Source organism: Mucilaginibacter sp. Mucisp86, assembly GCF_047324315.1.
Taxonomy (GTDB): Bacteria; Bacteroidota; Bacteroidia; order Sphingobacteriales; family Sphingobacteriaceae; genus Mucilaginibacter.
Window position 1 is genome coordinate 210,087 of sequence record NZ_CP168503.1, and the last position, 21,880, is coordinate 231,966.

A 21,880-nucleotide genomic window follows, 5' to 3' on the forward strand; every position below is an offset into this window, starting at 1 on the left:
GTTTATGTATGATAGTTTAATAATTATTGCTTATTAAAATTGTAGGCCACACCGACGTAGATAAGCCTGCCGGGCAGGTTCAGGATCACCTGCGGATCTTTATGGTTAAACAGGTTTTGCGCAGTTAACTGCAAACGGAGTGCATTATTCATAAACAGCTTTGAAACTGACGCGTTGATCAACATGTAGCCGTTGGTATATTCATCGTCCCGGTTTACAATGCCATTGCCATCGCTGTCTTTATAGCCATATCTTCCGCGATAAATAGCCCTTACCGAGGTGTTGATGCCTGTTTTTTTGTCGTAATAGTTGAGCCTGATGTTGTAGGTATATTTTGACCTGCCGAGCAAACCGCCATAGTCACTCCGTTTTAATACTTTGGTGAGATTGGTTTCAGGGTCTTTGGTGAAAACCTTGCCAGCTTTGATCTGGTCAAGCACATCCTGGTCATATGCTTCGAGGTATTGGAAGCCGCCGCCTATTTGAAGGGGTTTAAAAAGCTGATAAGTAACATCGGTTTCTACCCCCTGGGTATATACTTTATTGAGATTGAAGTAAGAGAAAACCGATTGCCCGTTTGTTTTCAGGGCGATGGCAGCTGTCTCGATTAGGTTGCTGATGTTATTGCGAAACAGGTTGGCAGTCCAATAAAGTTTAGTAACTGGTTTATATCTGAAACCAAAGTTGAAAGCTGTCGAACTTTCGGCGTTTAATCTTTTAAGTGTCGAGGGATCAATCAATACTGTTTCAATCTGTCCCTCCTGCTGTAAGCGCGCTATCCCGGCTTTTGCCTCTTCGTAACCAAATACACTATAGCCAACTTCGGCATTGGTAAAGTTGAGGTAAAGCTGCCTGAAATCAGGTGCTTTGTATCCTTTACCTGCCGAACCTAATATGGTAAGCTTATCACTAAGCGCGTAACTTGCCGCCAGTTTAGGACTAAACTGCGATTTATAAACACTGTGCGCATCAAACCTGCCGCCTCCTATGATGTCAAGCTTTTTTACCGGGATCCAATCCGCCTGGAAATAACCGTAACCGCATGTAAATGACTGCTGCTTGGTATAGCGTGTAGCCTCTACAGTTTCATACTGGCCGCCAACACCTGCTGTCAACTTTAAATTATCCCGAACCGCATAATCGTCCTGTACCTCGGCACGGTTAAAGGTTTGGGTAAAGTAAGTTTGATCGTAAACTGCATTGTCATCCTCATACCTGATATCCGAATTGGTTTTATAAACCGAGCGGTAAAGCTGCAACACTGAAACATCCTTTTTGCTGAAGCGATGGGTAAGTACAGGCGCGATATTGAAATCCTTTTCGGTGCCTTTACCTGAAGCAAAGCGGTTATTATCAACCGAAAAACGGCTGTCCTGATCATTGGTAAAATACCTTACAGATAACTTCAGACTGGTATTATCATCAAAGCGATAAGCTGTTTTGCCGTTAAGTGTATAGCCATGAAAAGGCGAAACCGTTGGAATGCCTGATGCCGGTTGCAGGCTGTAGCCTCCGCTGCTATTGCGGTTGGCAAAACCGCTGATGTAAAATTTATCCGTTTTGTATGATGAGTTCAGGGAGATATCGGCATTTCTATTGGTACCATACCGCCCGGCCGCGCCACCCGAAAAGCCTTTGGCTGGCTCGGCTGTAATGATGTTCACTACGCCGGCCATTGCCTCCGAGCCGTAAAGGGAAGATGTAGGGCCTTTAACTATTTCTATCCTGTCGATATTATTGGTGGAGATCCTTGATAGCTCCAGGATACCAGTACTGCGACCAATCAGCGGCAAGCCATCTATCAGGATGAGGGTATAAGCCGGATCAAAACCCTGGATCTGGATGCCCTGTCCGTGCGGATCATCCAAAATGTTAATGCCGGTTTGTTCAGATAAAACCTCGTTGAGGCGCACCAACCCTCGTTTTTTTATTTCTTCGGATGTGATGCGGGTTATCGGGATAGGTACCTGCTGTAAACTTTTTGCGGTTCGGGTACCTGTTACTACCACCTCTTTTAATTGCTTAGTGCTATCCTTCCCTGTTGTGTCGCGTTGTGCAAAAGCAACAGTTGAAACCAACAAGACAAGTATCAAAGGAAGAATAATTTTCATTTATTTAGACTAATTAAAAATAATGATGCAAATTTGTAGCATAGCTAACCTATTTGGTTAACGCCAAACGGATTGAAAACAACGCTAAACGGATTTTATGCACACTGCCCCTACCACTGCTTCACAAACCAACTATATTCAATTACACTACCCGGAAGGTTTTACCGCCGCATGCCTTGAGGAGAGAGGTCACGAAATAAGATTTACCGACGGCGGTGTTAAAATAAATGAATGCTGGTTTGATGGGATTTGTGTTGTATACAGTATTCTTGATTCTACCCGGTCGTTCTCTATTAGTATTGATTGCCCTAAGCCAGGTAGGGTCATGCTTTTCATGTTGGATGGTAAAACGGAAGTTGCCCCCGGGAAAACATCGATAAGAATAAGTAAGGGCAATAGTTATTCCATTTGCAGGGCCAACCTAAATGTCAATGTATTACTCCATGGTAACACCTCGATGTTGACCATATGTATTGATGAATCATTTATAGAAAAGTTATCTGCCCAGGGTGCTTTGCCTGACGATGTAAAAAAACACCCCGATCATTTGATTAAAAAGGATCTGAATACCAAGGCACAATCCATCAGTAACAACATTTTAGACAATGCCCAAAGCCCTTATTTAAAACGCCTGTTGCTTGAAGCCGGCATAGTGGATTTACTAATCAAATTGCATCAACCAGAGGAAACAATTTTGCAACCTATTTTAAGCGAAAGTGATAAAACCCGCTTACTGGAAGCCAGAAATATAGTGGAGCAAAATTTAAAACAGCCATGCTCATTAACCGAGCTTTCGCGCAAAACCGGGCTTAATGATTTTAAACTAAAAAAGGGGTTTAAAGCATTGTTTGGCAACACTGTTTTTGGTTACCTGGCCGAACTCAGGATGAATCTCGCCCATAAATTACTCCAAGACGGTCGCAGCGTCAGCGAAGTGGCCGAAACCGTGGGCTATAAAAACGCACATCATTTTACAGCAGCTTTTAAAAAACACTATGATATGCTGCCAAGTAAGGTTGGCAAACTCATGTTTATTATGATGGGGTGCTGGACCTGGATGTAATATTGAGTTTATAATTCCATGTGATGCGTCTCTACATAATCGTTTACTAATCACTCCTTAAACAACTTCAAAATCCCTGTCTGGTTATTCTGTTCTGCCAGTTTCTTAGCTGAGATCCCCTGCTTGTTCTCTTTATTAAAATCGGCGTCAAACCTCATCAACAATCGGATCTGATCCAGTTTAAATTTCCGTTTCACTGCGTAAAACAGTGCCGTATTACCATCTTTATCAGCAAAGTTTACATCGGCGCCATTACTTAAAAACCATTCGGCCACTTCAAAGCGTTTCCAGTTGTATGCAGCCATGAACGGGGTATCAATGCCAATACCATTATCAGTTTGTGCCCCGTAACTTTTGAACAATCCGGCAGCTATAACATCGTTGTACCAGGCGATGGCATACATACAATGCTCGGGATCAGCACCTTTGGCCAGCAGATATTTATATAACAGCTCATTTCGCCCCCTCGTATAGGCGTACCAAAGCGGTGTGGCCGGGAAAAACCCGCAGTCCTCTTTGATCCGGTGAACGGAATTAAGATCCATGCCCTTTGCCAGCAATAATTTAAGCATGGCCAGGCTATCTTCGGCTTGTGCCGGGCGTTTGGCGATTTCAATACCGCACAGGTAATGAAGCGCGTTTTTACCGCTGTCCTCTGCCCAGGTAAGCCATTTGTGATCCTTTTCGATCATCGCTTTAACAGCTTCAACATTGAGATCTTTTATGTGCTGAATAAATTTGATCATGGCTTTTTCCCTTTTATTTATCCAGCAAAGTCAACCAGGTTTTTATGGCGTTTCGCAAAGCTCCTTCTTTTGCCGCCACTTCGTCCATATTGTGAAAAAAAGCTAACTGGCGGCCGTCTGCATAATCGCCGGATAGCAAACCTGATGTATCATTAATCTTTGCTCCAGTAGGAAATACCAGCCTGATACAATCTTTTTGGTATACGTTTGTAACTATGATATATCTCTTATACTCTTTAGGATCAAAGGGTTTCATTTCACCAGTATATAAAAAACTCGGTGCATTCCACTTGATATGCTCCCCAATTTCATCGTCAACAGTCAGGATGATTTTTCTCAACGCTTCTAAAACCTCCTTTAATGGATGATCGAGCTTTTGCATATAGGCATCTACACCGGCCGAATCGGCAAGTGTGACTGGTTTGGCGACTTTGGCTTTCATGACAAACAGGCAATAGATTAGTTTTGAGGCTTTATCTAAGTTAAAAAAAAGAGTAGTTAATACCAAAGGAACCTTAAATAGTACCACAAAACAAGCCTGCATCATCTTAACTTTGGTGTATCAAATCAGAATATTACCATCATGGAACAGAAGCTGCCACTCCCCCCTTTTAATTTTGAAACCGCCACTCAAAAAGTGCAATTAGCCGAAGACGCCTGGAACAGCCAGGATCCGGCAAGAGTTTCATTAGCATATACAATTGACACCGAATGGCGCAACCGCTCGGAATTTGTGAACGGCCGCGAACAGGTTGTTGAATTTTTAACCCGCAAATGGCAAAAGGAACTCAACTATAAACTAAAAAAAGAGCTGTGGGCTTTTACAGATAACCGAATTGCAGTACGGTTTGAATATGAATATCACAATGCCGAAGGTGAATGGTTCCGCGCTTATGGTAACGAGAACTGGGAGTTTGACCAAAACGGGCTCATGCAAAAACGCTATGCCAGCATCAATGATTTGCCCATCAAACAAGAAGACCGGCGGTTGTAAAAATAAAATAACCCCTTATACAAGCCGCCGGCCTTTATAAGGGGTTAACATCAATGTTAAAATAATCAAGTAAAAAGGTTTAGGGTTCCTCTTTGGTTAGATTTATAGGCGTTCAAAGTGATTTATACATTCTCGCGCCTTTAACGGTCATTAACACTCCAACATTTTTATTCTTATCAGGGGTACAAATATTAAATCGGGATTATCTTTCTATCTCAAATTTCGTTTAAGTACTAAAAATCAGAAAGGGTGAAATCGCCCTTTTTTTAGTTCAAAACAGATAATAAAATGAAATATAAGTACATTATTTTTCCTACTTTGCATTATAGCTAACCCCAGTTAACAGATATAACCTTTAATTAATGCAAACTGCTATTTCAGCCGCCCCTATAAAAATTGCTATTATCGATAACCACACTTTGTTCAGGCAGGGTATGATTAGCCTGCTCGAAGATTTTAATGAGGTTGAAGTCCTTTTCGACGCTGAAAACGGGGAGGATATGATCAGTAAACTTAAAAAGTCGCCCTTGCCTGATATTGTGTTGATGGACATTACCATGCCTGTGATGGATGGCTATAAAGCTACTGCCTGGCTGCGGGAAAACCACCCAACGGTGAAAGTACTTGCGTTAAGCATGTCTGACGAAGATAAACCGATCATAAACATGCTTAAGAATGGAGCTGTTGGCTACATGCTTAAGGAATCAAAAATCAGGGACGTAGTTTATGCAATGCAAACCATCCAAAAGCATGGATATTACCTTAATGAACTGGTAAGCGGTAAATTGTTGTATACCATGCAAAATAAAAACACACCGGCCGATAAATCGAAAGAACTTACGTCAAATGAGCTTACCTTTCTGAAACTAAGCTGCTCAGAACTTACCTACAGGCAAATTGCGGATGAAATGAACCTGAGCCCACATACTATCGATAACTACCGCGAATCATTATTTCTGAAGTTTGGGCTTAAATCAAGAACCGGCATGGTGCTTTTTGCTATCAAAAATCAGATCATAACTGTTTAAGGCCTTTACTGATAGCGATCTGTTTGATAATATTTTAAAAAATCAGCTTAAATACAAAAGGGATCACAATGATTCCCAGACTAATCAATACATAATTGCGGTAGAGTTTACTTCCCCTGCCCGGATATAAGCTCATCAACTTATTATAGCGGTCATTGTTAAAAATGAGCAGGTAATTTAATATTACAAAGGGGATAAAAAACACGAGTAACCCGGCAATAAAAGCATTTATGGCTTTATCCCGGGTTAGGTCGAGCGTAAAAAGGATAGGGATATCCGTAAAAAATCGAAGAATAAACAACAGGGTTAACAGGTTAACACCCTGAATTAATGATATAGGGATAATTGTAAATGCTTTCCAATTACCGTCTGTCCCCTTCTTTGCCCTCTCCTGGGTAATGGCATCAACCCAAATCTTATAATAAATGCTTAACATTTGTCTTTGATTTAAATGCAACTATTTTAACTAACCCTTAATACCACACATAAGTTTGCATTAGTGTTAAGTAGCTGATATTTACTATATTCCGTTAGTAATGGCAATTCGTTACGACATTTCGTCATCCCTGGGTCATGCACAGCGTTAAAATATTCATTATCAACAAGATGAAAACAAGGCATAAGTATTGAATTAACCATAAGGCTCGTTAATAAATAATAAATCACAACAATATCACTAACCTTAAAACACATCACCATGCCAAATCATTTATCAACGTTCGGAGTTATCCATACTGCAATAAGTCTTGTAGGGGTTGCTATCGGTTTTATTGCCTTGTTTCAGGACGGTAAGATCATTCCTAACACCAAAAACGGAAAACTTTATGGCATCTTCACTGTGCTGGCCTGTTTGTCATCATTCCTCGTTATGAAAACCGGTCACCTGAGCAGTGCTCATAACCTTTCAATTTTAATCCTGATATTATTACCAATCGTCTATTATGCTCCGTCATTGCGCATTTTTGGCGGCAAGGCCGATTATGTACAAACCGTAGGTATGACGGCAACATTATTTTTTTCATTGATACCGGCTGTGGTTGAAACGCTTACAAGGCTCCCTGTTGAACAACCACTGGCCGATGGGCCCGATTCGCCTGTAGTAAAAATGGGGCTTTTAATTTTACTGGTATTATTTATCATCATTATGATATACCAGGCAATTAAACTGAAGAGCCAACGCAAGGGATTTAGCCCTGCCATATAATTGCTATCTGCCGATACATTAATATATTAACTGTCTGGGGCCTGCCTGTTTTTTACGGGCAGGCATTTTTGTTTCACTACAATACTTCTACACGGAGCTACACCAATATCAAAAGTTCATGTAATGCTCATAGCTACTTGAAATAATGTTACATTTATTGAAAGCTACCCTGTATTAAAATCTCCGTCCACAATGAAAGATATTAAGAGACGATCATTCATTAAACAAACATTATTGGCAGGCGCAGGCACCGTCCTCGCCCCTCAATTATTAAGTGCTCAACAAATTGATGATCAAAAAATCAAAAGCTCTGATACTACCAAGCCGACCTCCGGAAAAAAAGTAATTGTTGCAGGGGCCGGCATTACAGGCCTTTGCTGCGCATACGAATTAATGAAAGCCGGTCATAATGTAACCGTATTGGAGGCTGATGGCCGGTATGGCGGGCACGTGTTTACGGGCAGAGATGGTTTATCGGACGGTTTATATGCCGACTACGGAGCCGATCACATCACCAAACCCGGCTACGAAAAGTTTTTTGAATATGTAAACGACTTTAAGCTTACAGCCCTGCCCTATCCTCATGCCGAAGGATCGGCCGCCACACCCGACCGCAATGGCCTACGCATGATTGGCGGTAAGTTTTATACAGACGCCGAAATGCAAGATCCGGCTGTATTAACCAAAATGGGCTTTAATGAACGTGAGGTTAAATTCCTTGCCGAAAATCCTTTTTATGGCCTGAGCTCCTTCTACCTTAAAAAATACAGCGGTAAGTTCACCGACCCATATCAGCCTTTTGGAGTTGGTTATGATGATTTTGATAAAATTCCGGTTAGCGAGCTTTATAAAAAAGAGGGAGCATCTGCGGCGGCACTCGCTTATCTGGGTGGGCAAAGGACTTCTGCATTGTATCATCTTTGGAGGGCTTATGTTATGGAATCGCGGGGCATTCCACTATCCGAAGGTGATACCTATCATTTAAAAGGCGGCAACGAACAATTGCCTATCGCCTTTGCCAAACGCCTGGAAAAAAGGGTAAAATTAAACCATCGCATAACCGCTATCAACCATTCAGCTACTCATGTTACGGTTAAATATAAGCCCTATGGGAAAACTGAACAGGAAATGACTGCCGACTTCCTGGTAAACTGCATAACGCTGCCCATATTTAAAACTATCCCATTATCCCCGCCCCTTTCACCCGAAAAGCAGTACGTGGTTAATCGTACCACTTATTCATCGCACCCGTTTTATGTATTTGAGGCGAGCAGCCGTTTTTGGCTTGATGATGGTTTTAAAAGCATTAATATGGAATTTGAACATCCCTTTATATCATCTATATGGGAAGAAACGAATGAAGTTGGCAGTGACAAAGTGATCCTGAAAGCATATGGCCCCGGCGGTATTACGCCGCAACAGGTGCTTGATGCCTTCAGGCAGGTTTACCCGGGCAAACACGATACCATTGAGCAAGCGCTAACTAAAGACTGGACACGCGATGCATTTGCCCCCGCCTGTGAAATGGAACCATTCCCAATAGGACAAATGCACCGCTTTTGGCCCCAGATCATGAAACCCGAAGGCCGGATCTATTTTGCCGGCACTTATGCCGATAATTTAAGCAGGGGGATGGAATCATGTATCCGTTCGGCTCAGCGTGTGGCCGGCGAAATTGATAAAGTATAAACAAAAAAGCACCCCGGTTGGGGCGCCTAAAAACAAAACTAAATCAAATAACTTTATCTGGGAGCACCATCGCAAAAACGCTTTTCGCAGCCGCGCCGGTAGCGTCTTTATAGGTTAAGGTCAATTTATGGTCATCAACAACAAATGCCGAGTTTACGTAAAATTGAGCATCAGAAGGCTCAGTGCTGATGACATTACTACCTTCACTTACCGTTTTTTTGGCTATATCTATATTTAACCCATTCCCTTTGGTGCTAAATTTTCCAGTATACTGAACTGTAGTTGAATTACCGTTTTTATAAGCTACGTCAACAAGCAAAAATGTACTATCTGATGCAAATAGTAAATAACGCACTTGTTCTCCCTCTTTTATTGGGGTGTACCACTGGCCCAAAAGGGATGTGTTCTTCAAAACAACAGGTTGCTGAGCTTTATCTTTTTTACAGGCAACCAGGAAAAATAAAACCGCTATGAACAGACTTGCAGCTAATTTTCTAAATATCAATACAGGTTTTATCATAAAGTGAAGGTTTAACTATTATTACGATACTTACCGTCGTTTCGCTACATCTATAATAAAAAAAGACCGCCCGGAATAGAGCAGTCTTTCAATATTTAAAGTTACCGGTATTTTAGTCGGCCTTGCTTACCCTGCCTGAGCCGGCGTAATGAGTTTCTCCAATTGTCGCCGTACCGGAATATACAACACTTCCAGAGCCTGAAATACGGGCCGAAACAGTTTTACTGGCAATTACATTAACATTTCCTGAGCCGGCAATCGAAGCTTCAACAGTTTCTGTCTTTAACGATTTTCCGTTGATCTCTCCCGAGCCCGAGATACGGCAATCGGCCATGCCTGTGCTTCCTTTAACATCAATGGATCCTGATCCGCTAATCTTCAGATCCAATGTACCTGATTTAACAGCAGTTTTAATATTTCCTGAACCGCTTAAAGCAATTTTGGCATGCTCGCCGGTTATAGTTCCGTCAACGGTTGCGTTTCCGGAGCCGCTGTTAGCAAGATATTCAAGGCTTTTGGCGGTAATGTAAATATTAGCGCGCTGAATATTACGGTGGTTTTTCCAATGGTCTTTAAACTCAACTTTTAATATGCCGCCTTCTACTTCGGTTTTTATATCGTCAACTATATTGGCGTCAACATCAAGCTTTAGGCTTTCGGTCCCGTCAATTTTTATAAATACGTTAAACGGCCCCCCGCAGGCTATACCGTTGAAGCCGGATACATTTCGGGTTACGGTTTGTGCAGAAGCATTAAAGGCCATCGAAACGGTGAGTAACGAAGCCATCATTGAGAATATTAGTTTTTTCATGATTGCGTGTTTAAGTATATGACGCTGTTTTTAAAAAAACGTTGCAGTGCTTTCTTATTTTTATTGCTGATCAACCTATCTCAAAATAGTAACCGGCCCCGATAACGGTGGCTTACCCGTTTTGAGATCAATGATATAAAAATAGGTACCTGCTGGTAGCTGCCGTCCGTTAAAGTTACCATCCCAGGGCACGCCGTAGCCTATTGAGTGGTATAACCGTTCGCCATACCTGTTAAACACATCTACAGTTGAGCTTTCATAAGCTACCAATCCCTTTACCTCCCAATAATCGTTAAACCCATCGCCGTTGGGTGTAAAAGTATTAGGCACGGTAATATCAGGCGATACCTTAATGATAGTTTGGCTTTGATTAACACAACCGCGCACATCCGTAACATAAAGTGTGTAGGCAATATCGGCATCACCGGTAACTACGGGCTCTTTTATTTTGTTATTGCTTAAACCAACATCGGGCAGCCACAAATACTGAACATTATCATCGCTTACGGTTGGCGTTAATGTAATGGTATGATTTTTCAATACATATCTTATCCCTCCGGCATCAACGGTTGGCGGCGGTATAAATTTAATGATCATATCGTCGCTGGCTGTATAACACTGTCCGGGTGCATTTGCGGTAAGTGTGAGTTTTACCGAACGATTTTTGATATCATCTTCAGAAGGAGTATAAACCGCACCCTGGGCATTCTCGGCATACAGCAACGTTCCTGTACCGGAGCTTGTCCACTTGCCGCCACCCGGTATCAGGATATTTCCATCCAACTTTATGGGAGCCCGCTTTGCGCAAACTTCCAGATCGGTACCGGCATTGGTACCCGGTGTTTTGCCAAAGGTTATAGTCATTTCGGATGTGGCGATGTTGCAATCATCTTTACTGGTAGATTTGAGCAGAAGGGTTACGGATCCTGCCGCCCGGTCTTCGGCTGATGGTTCATACTTTGCATTTAATTCAATATCTGAAGGTAAAAACCGACCTGGATTTGCGCCTTTCTTTGACCACACACCGGTTTTGGTACCGCCTCCAATTTCGCCAGCCAGCTGAATATACTGATCGGTGATGCAAGCCAGTATATTACCGCCAGCATCTGAAGTCGGCAATTTGTTTACGAAAACGTCCCTGGAAACTACCGGGCTGCTGCAACCGTTAACAGTAACAAACAACGAATACGGGCCTGCCATATTTTCGGTAGCAGTAATTTCGGGATTTTGCAAGGCCGATTTAAAACCATTAGGGCCGGTCCAGGTATAAGTTGCGTTTGGAATGGTTTGTACATTTAACTTAATAGTATTATTTACACATACCGGCGAGTTCGTCCTCACATCGGGCACTGGTACCTGGGGGTTTACTTTCACCACATAGGCAAACGGTACGCCATCGCATTCAAAAGCCGATGGCGTGATCACATAAAGCACATCTATAGGATACGTTGTTTTATTGATCAGCACTTCATCTATTTTATTACCTGTTTTGTTAGTCACTGCAGCATTACTGATACCGGCAACAGTTGCCCGGCTCCAGGTAAATTTTGCCGACGAAACATTGGAAGTGATAGTATAATCAACCGGCTCGCCGCTACAGGCTGTGCCCGACGGCTTACTGGTAACATTAGCCGAAGGATTAACAGTTGCTACCCATTTAAATGGCACCCCGGCACAATTGCTTGTTTGATAATTATAAACATAAGTAACATCAACAGGTGCATTGGTGGTATTAAATAATACTTCACGTATAGTACCTGCCATTTGCCCGGATACAGCCTGGTTGCTAATCCCCGGAACCGCATCCCTCGACCAACTGGAAATTACACCAGGAATACTAAAGGTTATGGTATAGTTGCCGGCAGTCATGTTGCACAAGGTGCCGGTTGGAGCACTGGTAACCTGTGGCGATGGATAAACAGTAACCACATAACTAAATGGAGTACCTGAGCATCCATTAGATACAGGCGTTATTAAATAAGTAACATCAATAGGATCAGCCTTGGTATTCACCAATGTTTCGGTTATTTGTGCCGATGTTTGGTTAGATACCTCAGCATTGCTGATTCCTGCTACAGTTGCCCTCGACCATAAAAAAGTAGTGCCTGGTTGATCGGCAGTGATGGCATAACTTTGCGGCACACCACTGCAAACATTATCTGCAGAGCCACTGGTGATAACCGGTAAGGGGCGAACCGTTACATCAACTTTAGTACGCTCACTAACACACCCGTCAACAACAGCTTGCACATAATAACTTGTATTAGCAATTAAGGCCGGCGTTGCGTAAGTGTTTTTGATAGATAGCAAAGTGCCCCCAACAGGCGCATCATACCATTGATAAGTCCCTTTTGAACCGGTAGCGGTTAATGTTGTATGACTGCCTTCGCAGGCCGGCACATTGTTTACCACCGGAGCAGGTGGTGGTTCGCTAACGGTAACTGTAACCGCGGTCATATCACTGGTAACATCGTTAATTGTTGTATTTACATAGTAGGTTGTTGTTTGTGTAAGCGCGGGGGTAATAAAATTAGGCCCAGTTGATAACAGCGTACCATTTTCGGCTGCGCTATACCAACGGTACGTCCCTCCCGGACCTGTAGCTGATACTGTAGCTATACTCCCCATACATGTAGTTGTACCGGGGGCTGTTGGCGCCCGTAGTGTTGAGCTGATATTAATAACAACCCTGTCAATCGCCGCCCCGCAAATACCCGATGGGTCATTGGAGGTTAGGGTAAGTATCACCTGCTTTTCGCCCGCGGCGGGGATATAAGTAGTAGTCAAATCTGTGGCATCAACAAATCTACCCAATCCACCCGACCATCTGCCGCCGTTAACACCGTCTATACTGCCTGCCATTTTCGCGGTCTCCCCTGGTTGTATCGCCTGATCGGGTCCTGCATCTGCTTTTGCGCCCGGGTCTATCGTTACCTTTGCGCTGGCCGTACTCCCTACTGTTCCGTCCGGGTTGTAAATTGTATTGGTAACCTCGTATGTACCCGGTATTGTTTTGCTCAAATTAATTTCGCCGGTTGCCGTGCTGATAAAAGCCAAGCCCGATGGCGAAGCTGAAAATGTACCTGCGCTTGAATTTGGTGGAAACATCGGCTTCGGATTAGTCCCGTACTGGCAAAACGGCCCTCCATAGGTAAACTTTGCATCAAATATGGAAACAATTTCTATCCCGGCGCTGTAGGTTGAAGTACAGGGTCCATTCCCGGTAATAGTAATGATATATTTACCCGGTTTGCTTGCCTTTACATCAATTTCGCCGGTATGAATATCTACAAATACCAAACCTGCCGGCGACGAACTGAAAGTACCACCTGAAGGATTGTTTATTATTGGCTTGGGATTAGGGCTAAGCGGACTAAATGTGCCCGATGTATAAAGAAACTGTGTTTCATCGGCTGAATTAATTGACACTGTTACCGGTACACGGCTGCTTACACAATCGCCAACCCTGCTTTGTATATAATAAGTTGTTTTCTCCGAGATGATAGGCGTATTAAATGTGCTGCCGGTAAATAAAGGGCTTGTTGAGGTTGGCGAAGCAAACCACAATATGTCCCCCTCACCTGCAGCTGTTAACTTTGCCGATGTACCGGAACAAACGGAGGTATTAGAGGCAGCCGGGGGCGACGGCTGCGGATTTACCTTTACAGTAACTGCCGTGCGCGCACTTATACAACTATTTGATGCACTTTCAACATAATAAGTTGCATTTGCAGTTAAATTAGGTGTGACGTATGTTGCCCCTGATGACAGGATTGTGCCTCCTGCAGCGCTATCATACCAGGTAAAACCTGCGCCATTTCCTGTCGCTGTAAGCACAGCCGACCCGTTATAACAAACAGTTGTTGCCGGCACCACAGGAGCGGTTACCGGTGGGATAACAGTTACCGGCACTGCCGTCCGGGCACTTGTACAGCCGTCAACCATGATTTGTACATAATAAGTAGTGCTTACCGTTAAAGCAGGGATTGTGAAACCAGCTTCTGACGATAAAAGCGAGCCTCCTGTTGGTGCATCGTACCATTGATAAGTACCATTAATTGCCGACTTCGCCGTCAATGAAGTCACAGTTCCCGAGCAAATCACAGCTCCAGTTGCAACCGGCGCCGCTATAAATGGACTAACAATCACTTTTACAGGTGCCCGGTCACTTACGCAGCCCGCAGCCGAACTATTTTCAAGATAATAAGTAGTGGTTTTGGTTAATGCTGGCGTTGTAAACTTTAAACCCGATTTCAATAAACGTCCACCAGTTGGTGCATCATACCAGGCATATGTACCGGTAGGATTTGTTGCAGCAGTTAATGTTGTCACCGAACCATAGCATATGGTGCTTGTTTGAGGCGCAGGTGCCGCAGGTATTGGGTTAACCGTTACAGTTACCGGTACGCGCGGGCTTATACAATCATTAAGCACTGTTTGTACATAATAGATTTTGGTAGCGGTTAATACCGGCGTTGTATAATCCGGGCTGGAAATAAGCGGGGTGCCGCCGGTTGGCACGTCAAACCATTGAAAAAAACCGGCAGATGCATCTGCATGTAAGCCGGCTACAGAACCCGAACAAATGTTAGCATTTGAAGCCACAGGGGTAGCCGGTGGTGGGTTAACCCAGGCAGTAACGGGTGTAGGCACGCTGGTACAATCGTTAATTACAGCAACAACATAGTAAATTGTCGTCTTAGATAACGGCGGGGTGGTAAACGATGGCCCCATCCCTAAAACTGTGCCGCCCGCAGCCGATGCATACCAGGTATAACTTTGCCCTCCGCTTGCTGATAAAGTAACACTTCCGCCAGAGCATGTTGCCGCGCTTGTAACATTCGGTTTGCCGGTTATGTATACCGAAACTGATGTTCGCGGACTTGTACAGCCGGCAACCGTGGTTTGCACGTAATATGTAGTTGATGATAATATAGGAGGCGTAGTAAAAATGGCTGAGCTTGCCAAAAAGTTGCCTCCAGTCGGAGCATCGAACCATTGGTAATCGCCGCCCGGCCCGGTTGCGGTAAGTGTAGCCGGGCTATTTTGACAAACCCCTACACTTTTAGCCGTTGGCGCAGCAGGAGTATTTGCATCAGCAATAGATATACTTTTTGTAACACCTTTGCAGCCGGTTGTTTTATCGGTAACAGTTACCGTGTAGGTTCCTGATTTGTTTACGCTGATGATGGCACCTGTTTCACCCGTGCTCCAAACATAGGTATATGGCGCAGTACCATTAACAGCACCCGCTGTCAATACCACCGAACTGCCCGAACAGATAGTGGTTGATGATGCCGTGAGATTGGCATTCAAAGTGCAGTTTTGCGCTTTTACCTCGAACGACAATAACAGGAATAATAATACTAATAAACGGTTGTTCATGAACCTTTCACAAAGCCTTAAAAATCAAAACCAAAAATTGACAGGTTGTTAAGGCTTCTATTTGCGAAACGATTTTTATTCAGGGTAAAAAATAGTTTAGCCACCGCCATAACAAATCAGGTAGGGTATTATACGGCTTGCTTGTTCAAATTGTTCAGATAAAATGCATTTATTATTAACCTTACAGAAATTTTATTTCTATTTAAAATAAATACATTAAAAAACACACCAATGTTAACTTATTAGAAATTAATTTACCAATAAGAAAACAACATCGATCTTATACCTTCTATTATTAAAAATGGCGTCGAAAATCAAACATCAACTGCTTGATTCCCGGAGCCCCGTCTCACGCTATTGGAGTAAATACCTATTCTAAAAACTTAGCTTTAAGCTCTTTGATATCCTTATTGGTTAACCCCACCTGCGTTTTAAGGTAATTATCGATAGATCCGTACTGTTTTTTAATAGCTGTAAAAGTGGCATCAAGGTATTCTTTTTTAACGGCAACCACATCTTTGGCAACAGCTTCGTTAACCTTCAAAAATTGCACCATTTGTTTAGCCATTTTTTCGTTTTCGGCAGCGCGGTAATAGTTTGATGCCTCATAATCCTTCATAATAGTTTCATAAGGAACGCCTAAACTATATAACAACAATGCAGCACCAATACCTGTACGGTCTTTACCTGCGGTGCAATGAAATACAAGGCTTTTATCTTCGGGCATAGCCAGCAGTTTACCGAAAAATGGTTTATATCTATCGGCCAGATAAGTGGTATTGCTGTAATAGTCTACCATGATCGAATCGCCGTGAGTTTTACCTTTAAAACTTTGCATCATGTTGCCTACATTATCGCTTCCGGCAGGGCATAAAATATAATCGGTATTAGGGTTCATGCGGTCGGGCGCTTGTTTTGATTCCTGCGTGCCACGTAAGTCCACATCATAGGCAATCTTACGTTCGGCCAATGTAGTCAGGTCCTGATCTGTAAGTTTGCTCATATCGGCACTGCGGTATATTTTGCCCCATTTTACATGATGCCCGTCTTTGGTGGTATAACCACCCAGATCCCTGAAGTTTACCGCGCCCTGCAGTTCCACCTTACGTTTGGCGCTATCAGCAACCTGCGCGCTAACTTTGCTACAAAGCAAAGTAATGGCCAATGCTGATAAAATTATTTTTTTCATATCCTTTTAAATTATAAAACAGGGACATTTGTGAGTGCCCCTGTTAAAGTTTTAGTTTAGTTATTTTTTATTACTTGGTTAACCAGGTATCCTTAGTAAGGTCATCAGTACCACCAAACTGCGATGCAAGAGCAGCCTTATTGTTTGCTGCGTTATATGCACCTTCAGAAACAGGGTACTGCCAGCGACGCGGGATCAGGTTATTTGGTGTACCAATACCGCTACCACCCTGGGTAAAGGTAGGTATGCCGGTTCTCCTGAAGTTATAGAATGCTTCCCATCCCGAGTTATTGAACATAGAAATATATTTCTGTGTCAGGATTTGAGTTAAACCTGCTGCGTTATCGCCTGCATAAGCTACTTTGCTCATGAATGTAGGAATATCTACAGTAGCAGTACCCCAGGTATCGCCTTGTTTTAAACCTTTAGGATTAATTGAAACCTCTGATGATGAAATCGGAAAAGTAACAGTTAATGCCTGCCCATTGGTTAAACCAAACAATGCCAGTGAAGCATTGATACCGTTGTTATACCAGGTTGCGGCGCTACCTGTAGCCCATCCCCTGTTTATACCTTCGGCAATGTTAAAGCACATTTCAGAATAACCGATAAATACAAACGGCTCGGCATTTGCGCCTGTTGCAGAAACATAATAGCGGGTGTAATTGCTGAAAGAGTACACACCATTATTTGAGCTGGTTAACAAGGCTGGTTGTGCCTGGTTCATGTCCGAACCAACATAGGCCGAAAAATCGCCTATAGCTTTACCACCGCTAATCTGTAATGGAGCAGGTGTAGACGTTGCAAACAAACGCGGATCTGATGTTGCAGTTTCAATATTGATATAGGTACTGCCCGGATTAGCGAAGTTATTGTAAGGGTTTAAACCTAATGAAAAGGTTGAGTAACGGTTAACAGTATTAAAACGATAAACCAAGTTATCACCGTTTCCGGTCATGATTGGGTATTTGGTTGGATTACCTAATATAGCTGCAAACTGCTGAGGAATTTGCAGGTCGGTATTATCTGCAGCACGTTTGCTCAGGCTGATCAGGACACGTAAACGGTAAGCATTGATCACTTTTTGCCATTGCTGATAAGTAAGGTTAAAAATATCGCCCTGATTTGCATCGATAGCGGTATTGGCAAGGCTTGGGTTAGCAGTCACCAACGCACCAATTAATGTATTAGCGGTTTCCAGTTGAGCAAGTGCAGCTTTGTAAACATCATGCTGTGTATCATACTTAGGTGTAAGATTTGACGGGTCACCAGCTTGTGAAAATGGAATATCACCAACCCTTTGGCTTAACCAAATGCCTGAGTAAGCTTTGAAAAACTCGCCTAAAGCATAATACTTATTCGTTTGATTACCTAACTGAGCTGTAGCCTGTTGCTCAAGTTTAAGCGCATACTTTAATATATCGTAACTATCGGCACTGTTACCCAAGTTATAGGTATTAGTACCCCTGTAGTAAGAATAGTTGGCAACTATGTATTGATTGGCAACCGCTGTATAACCAAAAGGTTGCTCATCGCTGCGGATCAGGGTGGCAGTAAGGTGGTTTAGCAATAATGACAAAGGCACTATTGAGCTTGAACCAGCCACGTTGGGGTTATTAATCAAATCCCCTTTCTGACAGCCGGTTATCGATACCATGCCCATTGTTAACAACAGGGCTAATGGGATTAATGATTTTATTTTCATAAATTTTCTTTAAATCAATGTGATAATTAGAATGTTAAATGGATATTGAAACCGTAACGACGGGCTGTTGGGCTTTCAAGGTCGCTTCCGCCATTTCCACCAACTAAACTACGATCTGACGCATTATAGCCTGATGCAAACTGATCAAGGTCAATATCTTTGCGTGCTGCAAAATAAAGCAGGTTCCTGCCCACAACCGAGAAGGTTACTTTCTTAATGAACGAACCTCTTAACATACTTGCAGGTAATGAATAACCCAGGCTTGCCTCACGCAATTTTGCATATGAGCGGCTGATCATATAGTACTCGTCAAAATTGCCGCCTATACCACTTGATACATAGCTCTGAACAGTAACAGGGATAGTATTTGGAGCAAAAGTCAGGTCTTTTAAGTTAGCTATCTGACCACCAACAAATATTGGCGTACCGCTTACAATGTGAACACCGGGGCCAACGTATGATGGCGTTGCACCTACAGTACCTTCATTAGTAGTGTTCCACTCAGCTAAACGGGCTGTACCGAAAGCACCGGTAGCAGTTTCCAAAGCGGTACCACCATTCATTGACTGGTAGTAAGTTCTGTCGTAAATTTTACCACCGATACGGCCATCAAACTGGAAGCTTAAAATAAAGCCTTTGTAAGTGAACGTGTTGGTAATACCAAATGAGAAATCAGGGTTAGCGTAACCTAACAAGCCCTGGTTGCTGATGCCACCCGGAGAAGTAAGAGGCACACCACCAGATACTTTACCGCTTGCGTCAACCGAATAAGTATTAACGATATTACCGTTACCATCTCTTACAAATTTGGTACCGTAGATAGCGTCTGGTCTGTCGCCAACAACATAGTTGTGGTTGTTTTGCTGTAAGGTAGTTACGCCCGGATAAATTGATTTAATAGTTTCTTTGTAAGTTGAGTAGTTTACGTTAACATCCCAGTTAAGACCATTAGGGTTTTTCAATACAGAACCCATCAACTCAATTTCGAAACCTCTTTTACGTGTAGTTACACCATTTACCAATTGGTTTGTGTTGCCTGTAGAGGTAGCTACACCCAATGGGAAAATGTTAGGACCATTCTCGGTAGTAAAGTATGTACCGTTTAAACCTAAACGGTTTCCTAAGAATTTAGCGTCAAAACCAGCTTCGTATGATTTAACATCGAAAGGTTTGATTTTGTCGTTTGAGATTGTGTTTGATAAAGTAACCGAAGGCGTACCGTTGTAGAAAGTCGCGGTGGCGATAGGTGACGCATTCAGGTAAGTTGGACCGTTGTATGGAGTATACAATTCGGTACCGTAACCTAATATACCACTAACCGGTTTTGAGTTCCAGCCGGTACCCAATGCAGTTGAATTTAAAGCATTATATGAAGTACCGATAGTGGGTGAAGTTAAACCACCTTTAACGTCGGCAAATGAACCACGCACTTTTAAGAATGAGATAAACTCAGGTAATTTAATATAGTCGGTAACAACGCTGCTAATAGCTACCGATGGATAGAAGAAAGTGTTATTACCTGAAGGTAATGTCGACAGGTGATCTACACGGTTTGTGGTATTAATACTGAAGTAATTTTTGTAACCAAAATCAAACGAGTAGTAACCGCTATATACCTGCATTTTTGAATCAAAATTGTAGATATAAGGTTTACCAGCCGAGTTATTAAGATTGTACACCCCTGGCAAAGCTAAAACCTGTGTTGTACCCCAGTCAGATTTGTACGAGAATGACCTTGCGTTGCCACCCAATAAACCAGAGATATTCCAGGCACCGAATTTATGGTTGTAAGTAAATGTCAAATCGGTATTATTATCTAACAGGTTACGGTCGTCCTGCCTGTAATCGCCGTACCAGCCAAAAGTATACCATGAAAGATATTGGTTAAGGTTGGCACCTGCAGGTACCTGCTCGGTATTTTGCTCGTCATAAGTATTTAAAGCTTCGCGTAAGCTAACATTTAAATCCTGGGTAATTTTGTAGCTCAATTTTAATGACCCGTAAATAGTTTGTTTGGTTCTGCCTTTGAGCCATTTATCAGCAATAAACCATGGGTTATTTAAACGGCCGTATTCCTGGGCGTACTGTTGTAAACCCGGAACACCCTGCGGGCCCTGGTAAATATTTTTCAGTGCATTTACATCATAATCTGCAGAGCCATATACCTTAAACATGTATACATAACTTTGCGGGCTGTAATCAACGTCAGGAATGTTTGGCGAATACAATTGATTAAGGTTCAAATCGCCTTCAACACGCAATTTTGGTGTGATATCGTAACCGGCAGCAATCTTGAAGTTGTCGATATTTAATTTAGTGTTAGGGAAATCACCTTTTTGGTAAGTGTGGCCATAAGAAATATGCATATCATAGTTTGATCCGCTGGCCGCTATAGATAGCGAGTTGGTATTGGTGATACCGGTTTGCACAAAGTTTTCAAAGTTTTTTGCACCGCGGGCTAACCAGGGCGTTTTTTGCCTGATACCGGTTGTAGCGTCATAAGGGCTGTCATACTGCTGGGTTTGGAAAACACCGTCAAAACGCGGGCCCCATTCAGGTAAACGCTGGGTATTATCATACAATACGTTACCGTAAGTATAGGCAAAGTTACTACCGCGGCCATACTCGGTTTGGCTTTTTGGCAATACAAGAAAACCTTTTTCAAGTTCGGTAGTGCTGTTGAAATCTACCTGCCAGCCTTTTTTATCTTTTGAACCCCTTTTAGTAGTGATGATGATAGCACCATTAATACCGCGGAAACCGTAAAGGGCCGCAGCATTAGGGCCTTTCAATACAGTATAAGTTTCAATATCATCGGCGTTATAATCATAAGTATCGGAGTTTACCGGCTCGCCGTCAACAACGTACAATACATCTTTACTACCGCGTAATACCACTGTTGGTGCACCGGCAAACTCTGCGTTTGCGCCAATGCTTAAACCTGCAATTTTACCGGCCAATGAGTTTAAAGGGTTAGCGTCGCGGGCAGTTGTCAAAGCATCACCTTTAACCTGCGATTGCGAGTAGCCTAATTTTTGAAACTCTTTTTTAACACCTAATGCTGTTACTACAACTTCGGATAATGCTTTTGTATCAGATTTTAAATTAACAGAAAGGTAAACTTCTGTACCTATTACTACCTCCTGAGTAGTAAAACCAATAGTATGGAAAACAAGCGTTTGGCCTTTGCTTGCTGAAATGGTAAAACGACCACCTTCGTTGGTAAGACCGCCTTGCTTGGTGTCTTTAATTGTCACGCTTACACCCGGAAGCGGCTGATTGTTATCGTCTAAAACGATACCCCTGATTGTTAAGGTTTGAGCTTGCAGGCTACTGAAAGTAAACATGCAAACTACCATAACCAATAGCAACCGTGAAATTTTAAGTAAATTTTGTTTCATTGCAATACAGTTAGTTTGCAACAAAACTACCCCC

General features: G+C 42.7%; 15 protein-coding genes. 5 read left to right on the forward strand and 10 right to left on the reverse strand.

What is annotated here, in order from left to right; genetic code table 11:
- Window positions 1-23: 23 nt before the first annotated feature.
- Window positions 24-2,111, reverse strand: a complete 2,088-nt coding sequence (locus tag ACEN9X_RS00830) for a TonB-dependent receptor plug domain-containing protein (protein WP_413668598.1) — start codon at window positions 2,109-2,111, stop codon at window positions 24-26.
- 97 nt (window positions 2,112-2,208) lie between these two features.
- On the opposite strand from ACEN9X_RS00830, the gene ACEN9X_RS00835 reads away from it, so the two are divergent.
- Entirely contained in the window at window positions 2,209-3,174 is a 966-nt protein-coding gene (locus ACEN9X_RS00835) for a helix-turn-helix transcriptional regulator (RefSeq protein ID WP_413668599.1), read from the forward strand.
- Window positions 3,175-3,224: 50 nt separating this feature from the next.
- Here the strand turns inward: ACEN9X_RS00835 and ACEN9X_RS00840 are convergent, their stop codons facing one another.
- Window positions 3,225-3,920 (reverse strand): ankyrin repeat domain-containing protein, encoded by a 696-nt coding sequence (locus ACEN9X_RS00840; RefSeq protein WP_413668600.1) that lies wholly within the window; start codon window positions 3,918-3,920, stop codon window positions 3,225-3,227.
- Window positions 3,921-3,933: 13 nt separating this feature from the next.
- Entirely contained in the window at window positions 3,934-4,362 is a 429-nt protein-coding gene (locus ACEN9X_RS00845) for a DUF1801 domain-containing protein (RefSeq protein ID WP_413668601.1), read from the reverse strand.
- A gap of 141 nt (window positions 4,363-4,503) precedes the next feature.
- On the opposite strand from ACEN9X_RS00845, the gene ACEN9X_RS00850 reads away from it, so the two are divergent.
- Both ACEN9X_RS00850 and ACEN9X_RS00855 read left to right on the forward strand, forming a co-directional pair.
- The gene (locus ACEN9X_RS00850) at window positions 4,504-4,914 is read left to right on the forward strand and encodes a DUF1348 family protein (RefSeq protein WP_413668602.1); all 411 of its coding nucleotides are present in this window, start codon (window positions 4,504-4,506) and stop codon (window positions 4,912-4,914) included.
- A gap of 362 nt (window positions 4,915-5,276) precedes the next feature.
- Window positions 5,277-5,942 carry a response regulator gene (locus tag ACEN9X_RS00855; RefSeq protein WP_413668603.1) on the forward strand — a complete coding sequence of 222 codons (666 nt, stop codon included), beginning with the start codon at window positions 5,277-5,279 and terminating at the stop codon, window positions 5,940-5,942.
- Between the two features lie 34 nt (window positions 5,943-5,976).
- On the opposite strand, the gene ACEN9X_RS00860 is transcribed toward ACEN9X_RS00855, so the two are convergent.
- Window positions 5,977-6,378 (reverse strand): hypothetical protein, encoded by a 402-nt coding sequence (locus tag ACEN9X_RS00860; RefSeq protein WP_413668604.1) that lies wholly within the window; start codon window positions 6,376-6,378, stop codon window positions 5,977-5,979.
- Between the two features lie 261 nt (window positions 6,379-6,639).
- Between ACEN9X_RS00860 and ACEN9X_RS00865 the strand changes: the two genes are divergently transcribed.
- Both ACEN9X_RS00865 and ACEN9X_RS00870 read left to right on the forward strand, forming a co-directional pair.
- A complete protein-coding gene (locus tag ACEN9X_RS00865) occupies window positions 6,640-7,146 on the forward strand; it encodes a hypothetical protein (RefSeq protein ID WP_413668605.1) in 507 nt (168 codons plus the stop codon).
- A gap of 192 nt (window positions 7,147-7,338) precedes the next feature.
- Window positions 7,339-8,835 carry a flavin monoamine oxidase family protein gene (locus ACEN9X_RS00870; RefSeq protein ID WP_413668606.1) on the forward strand — a complete coding sequence of 499 codons (1,497 nt, stop codon included), beginning with the start codon at window positions 7,339-7,341 and terminating at the stop codon, window positions 8,833-8,835.
- Between the two features lie 43 nt (window positions 8,836-8,878).
- Here the strand turns inward: ACEN9X_RS00870 and ACEN9X_RS00875 are convergent, their stop codons facing one another.
- From ACEN9X_RS00875 to ACEN9X_RS00900, 6 genes are all read right to left on the reverse strand, one after another.
- The gene (locus ACEN9X_RS00875) at window positions 8,879-9,355 is read right to left on the reverse strand and encodes a hypothetical protein (protein WP_413668607.1); all 477 of its coding nucleotides are present in this window, start codon (window positions 9,353-9,355) and stop codon (window positions 8,879-8,881) included.
- 112 nt (window positions 9,356-9,467) lie between these two features.
- Window positions 9,468-10,166, reverse strand: a complete 699-nt coding sequence (locus tag ACEN9X_RS00880; protein WP_413668608.1) for a head GIN domain-containing protein — start codon at window positions 10,164-10,166, stop codon at window positions 9,468-9,470.
- A gap of 75 nt (window positions 10,167-10,241) precedes the next feature.
- Entirely contained in the window at window positions 10,242-15,551 is a 5,310-nt protein-coding gene (locus ACEN9X_RS00885) for a PKD-like domain-containing protein (RefSeq protein ID WP_413668609.1), read from the reverse strand.
- Window positions 15,552-15,921: 370 nt separating this feature from the next.
- Entirely contained in the window at window positions 15,922-16,740 is an 819-nt protein-coding gene (locus tag ACEN9X_RS00890; protein WP_413668610.1) for a tyrosine-protein phosphatase, read from the reverse strand.
- 70 nt (window positions 16,741-16,810) lie between these two features.
- Window positions 16,811-18,445, reverse strand: a complete 1,635-nt coding sequence (locus ACEN9X_RS00895) for a SusD/RagB family nutrient-binding outer membrane lipoprotein (protein ID WP_413668611.1) — start codon at window positions 18,443-18,445, stop codon at window positions 16,811-16,813.
- 26 nt (window positions 18,446-18,471) lie between these two features.
- Window positions 18,472-21,846, reverse strand: a complete 3,375-nt coding sequence (locus ACEN9X_RS00900; protein ID WP_413668612.1) for a SusC/RagA family TonB-linked outer membrane protein — start codon at window positions 21,844-21,846, stop codon at window positions 18,472-18,474.
- Window positions 21,847-21,880 lie beyond the last annotated feature (34 nt).

Coding starts and splice junctions, on each gene's coding strand:
- ACEN9X_RS00830 (WP_413668598.1), bottom strand. CDS start 2,111: ATGAAAATTATTCTTCCTTTGATACTTGTCTTGTTGGTTTCAACTGTT.
- ACEN9X_RS00835 (WP_413668599.1), top strand. CDS start 2,209: ATGCACACTGCCCCTACCACTGCTTCACAAACCAACTATATTCAATTA.
- ACEN9X_RS00840 (WP_413668600.1), bottom strand. CDS start 3,920: ATGATCAAATTTATTCAGCACATAAAAGATCTCAATGTTGAAGCTGTT.
- ACEN9X_RS00845 (WP_413668601.1), bottom strand. CDS start 4,362: ATGAAAGCCAAAGTCGCCAAACCAGTCACACTTGCCGATTCGGCCGGT.
- ACEN9X_RS00850 (WP_413668602.1), top strand. CDS start 4,504: ATGGAACAGAAGCTGCCACTCCCCCCTTTTAATTTTGAAACCGCCACT.
- ACEN9X_RS00855 (WP_413668603.1), top strand. CDS start 5,277: ATGCAAACTGCTATTTCAGCCGCCCCTATAAAAATTGCTATTATCGAT.
- ACEN9X_RS00860 (WP_413668604.1), bottom strand. CDS start 6,378: ATGTTAAGCATTTATTATAAGATTTGGGTTGATGCCATTACCCAGGAG.
- ACEN9X_RS00865 (WP_413668605.1), top strand. CDS start 6,640: ATGCCAAATCATTTATCAACGTTCGGAGTTATCCATACTGCAATAAGT.
- ACEN9X_RS00870 (WP_413668606.1), top strand. CDS start 7,339: ATGAAAGATATTAAGAGACGATCATTCATTAAACAAACATTATTGGCA.
- ACEN9X_RS00875 (WP_413668607.1), bottom strand. CDS start 9,355: ATGATAAAACCTGTATTGATATTTAGAAAATTAGCTGCAAGTCTGTTC.
- ACEN9X_RS00880 (WP_413668608.1), bottom strand. CDS start 10,166: ATGAAAAAACTAATATTCTCAATGATGGCTTCGTTACTCACCGTTTCG.
- ACEN9X_RS00885 (WP_413668609.1), bottom strand. CDS start 15,551: ATGAACAACCGTTTATTAGTATTATTATTCCTGTTATTGTCGTTCGAG.
- ACEN9X_RS00890 (WP_413668610.1), bottom strand. CDS start 16,740: ATGAAAAAAATAATTTTATCAGCATTGGCCATTACTTTGCTTTGTAGC.
- ACEN9X_RS00895 (WP_413668611.1), bottom strand. CDS start 18,445: ATGAAAATAAAATCATTAATCCCATTAGCCCTGTTGTTAACAATGGGC.
- ACEN9X_RS00900 (WP_413668612.1), bottom strand. CDS start 21,846: ATGAAACAAAATTTACTTAAAATTTCACGGTTGCTATTGGTTATGGTA.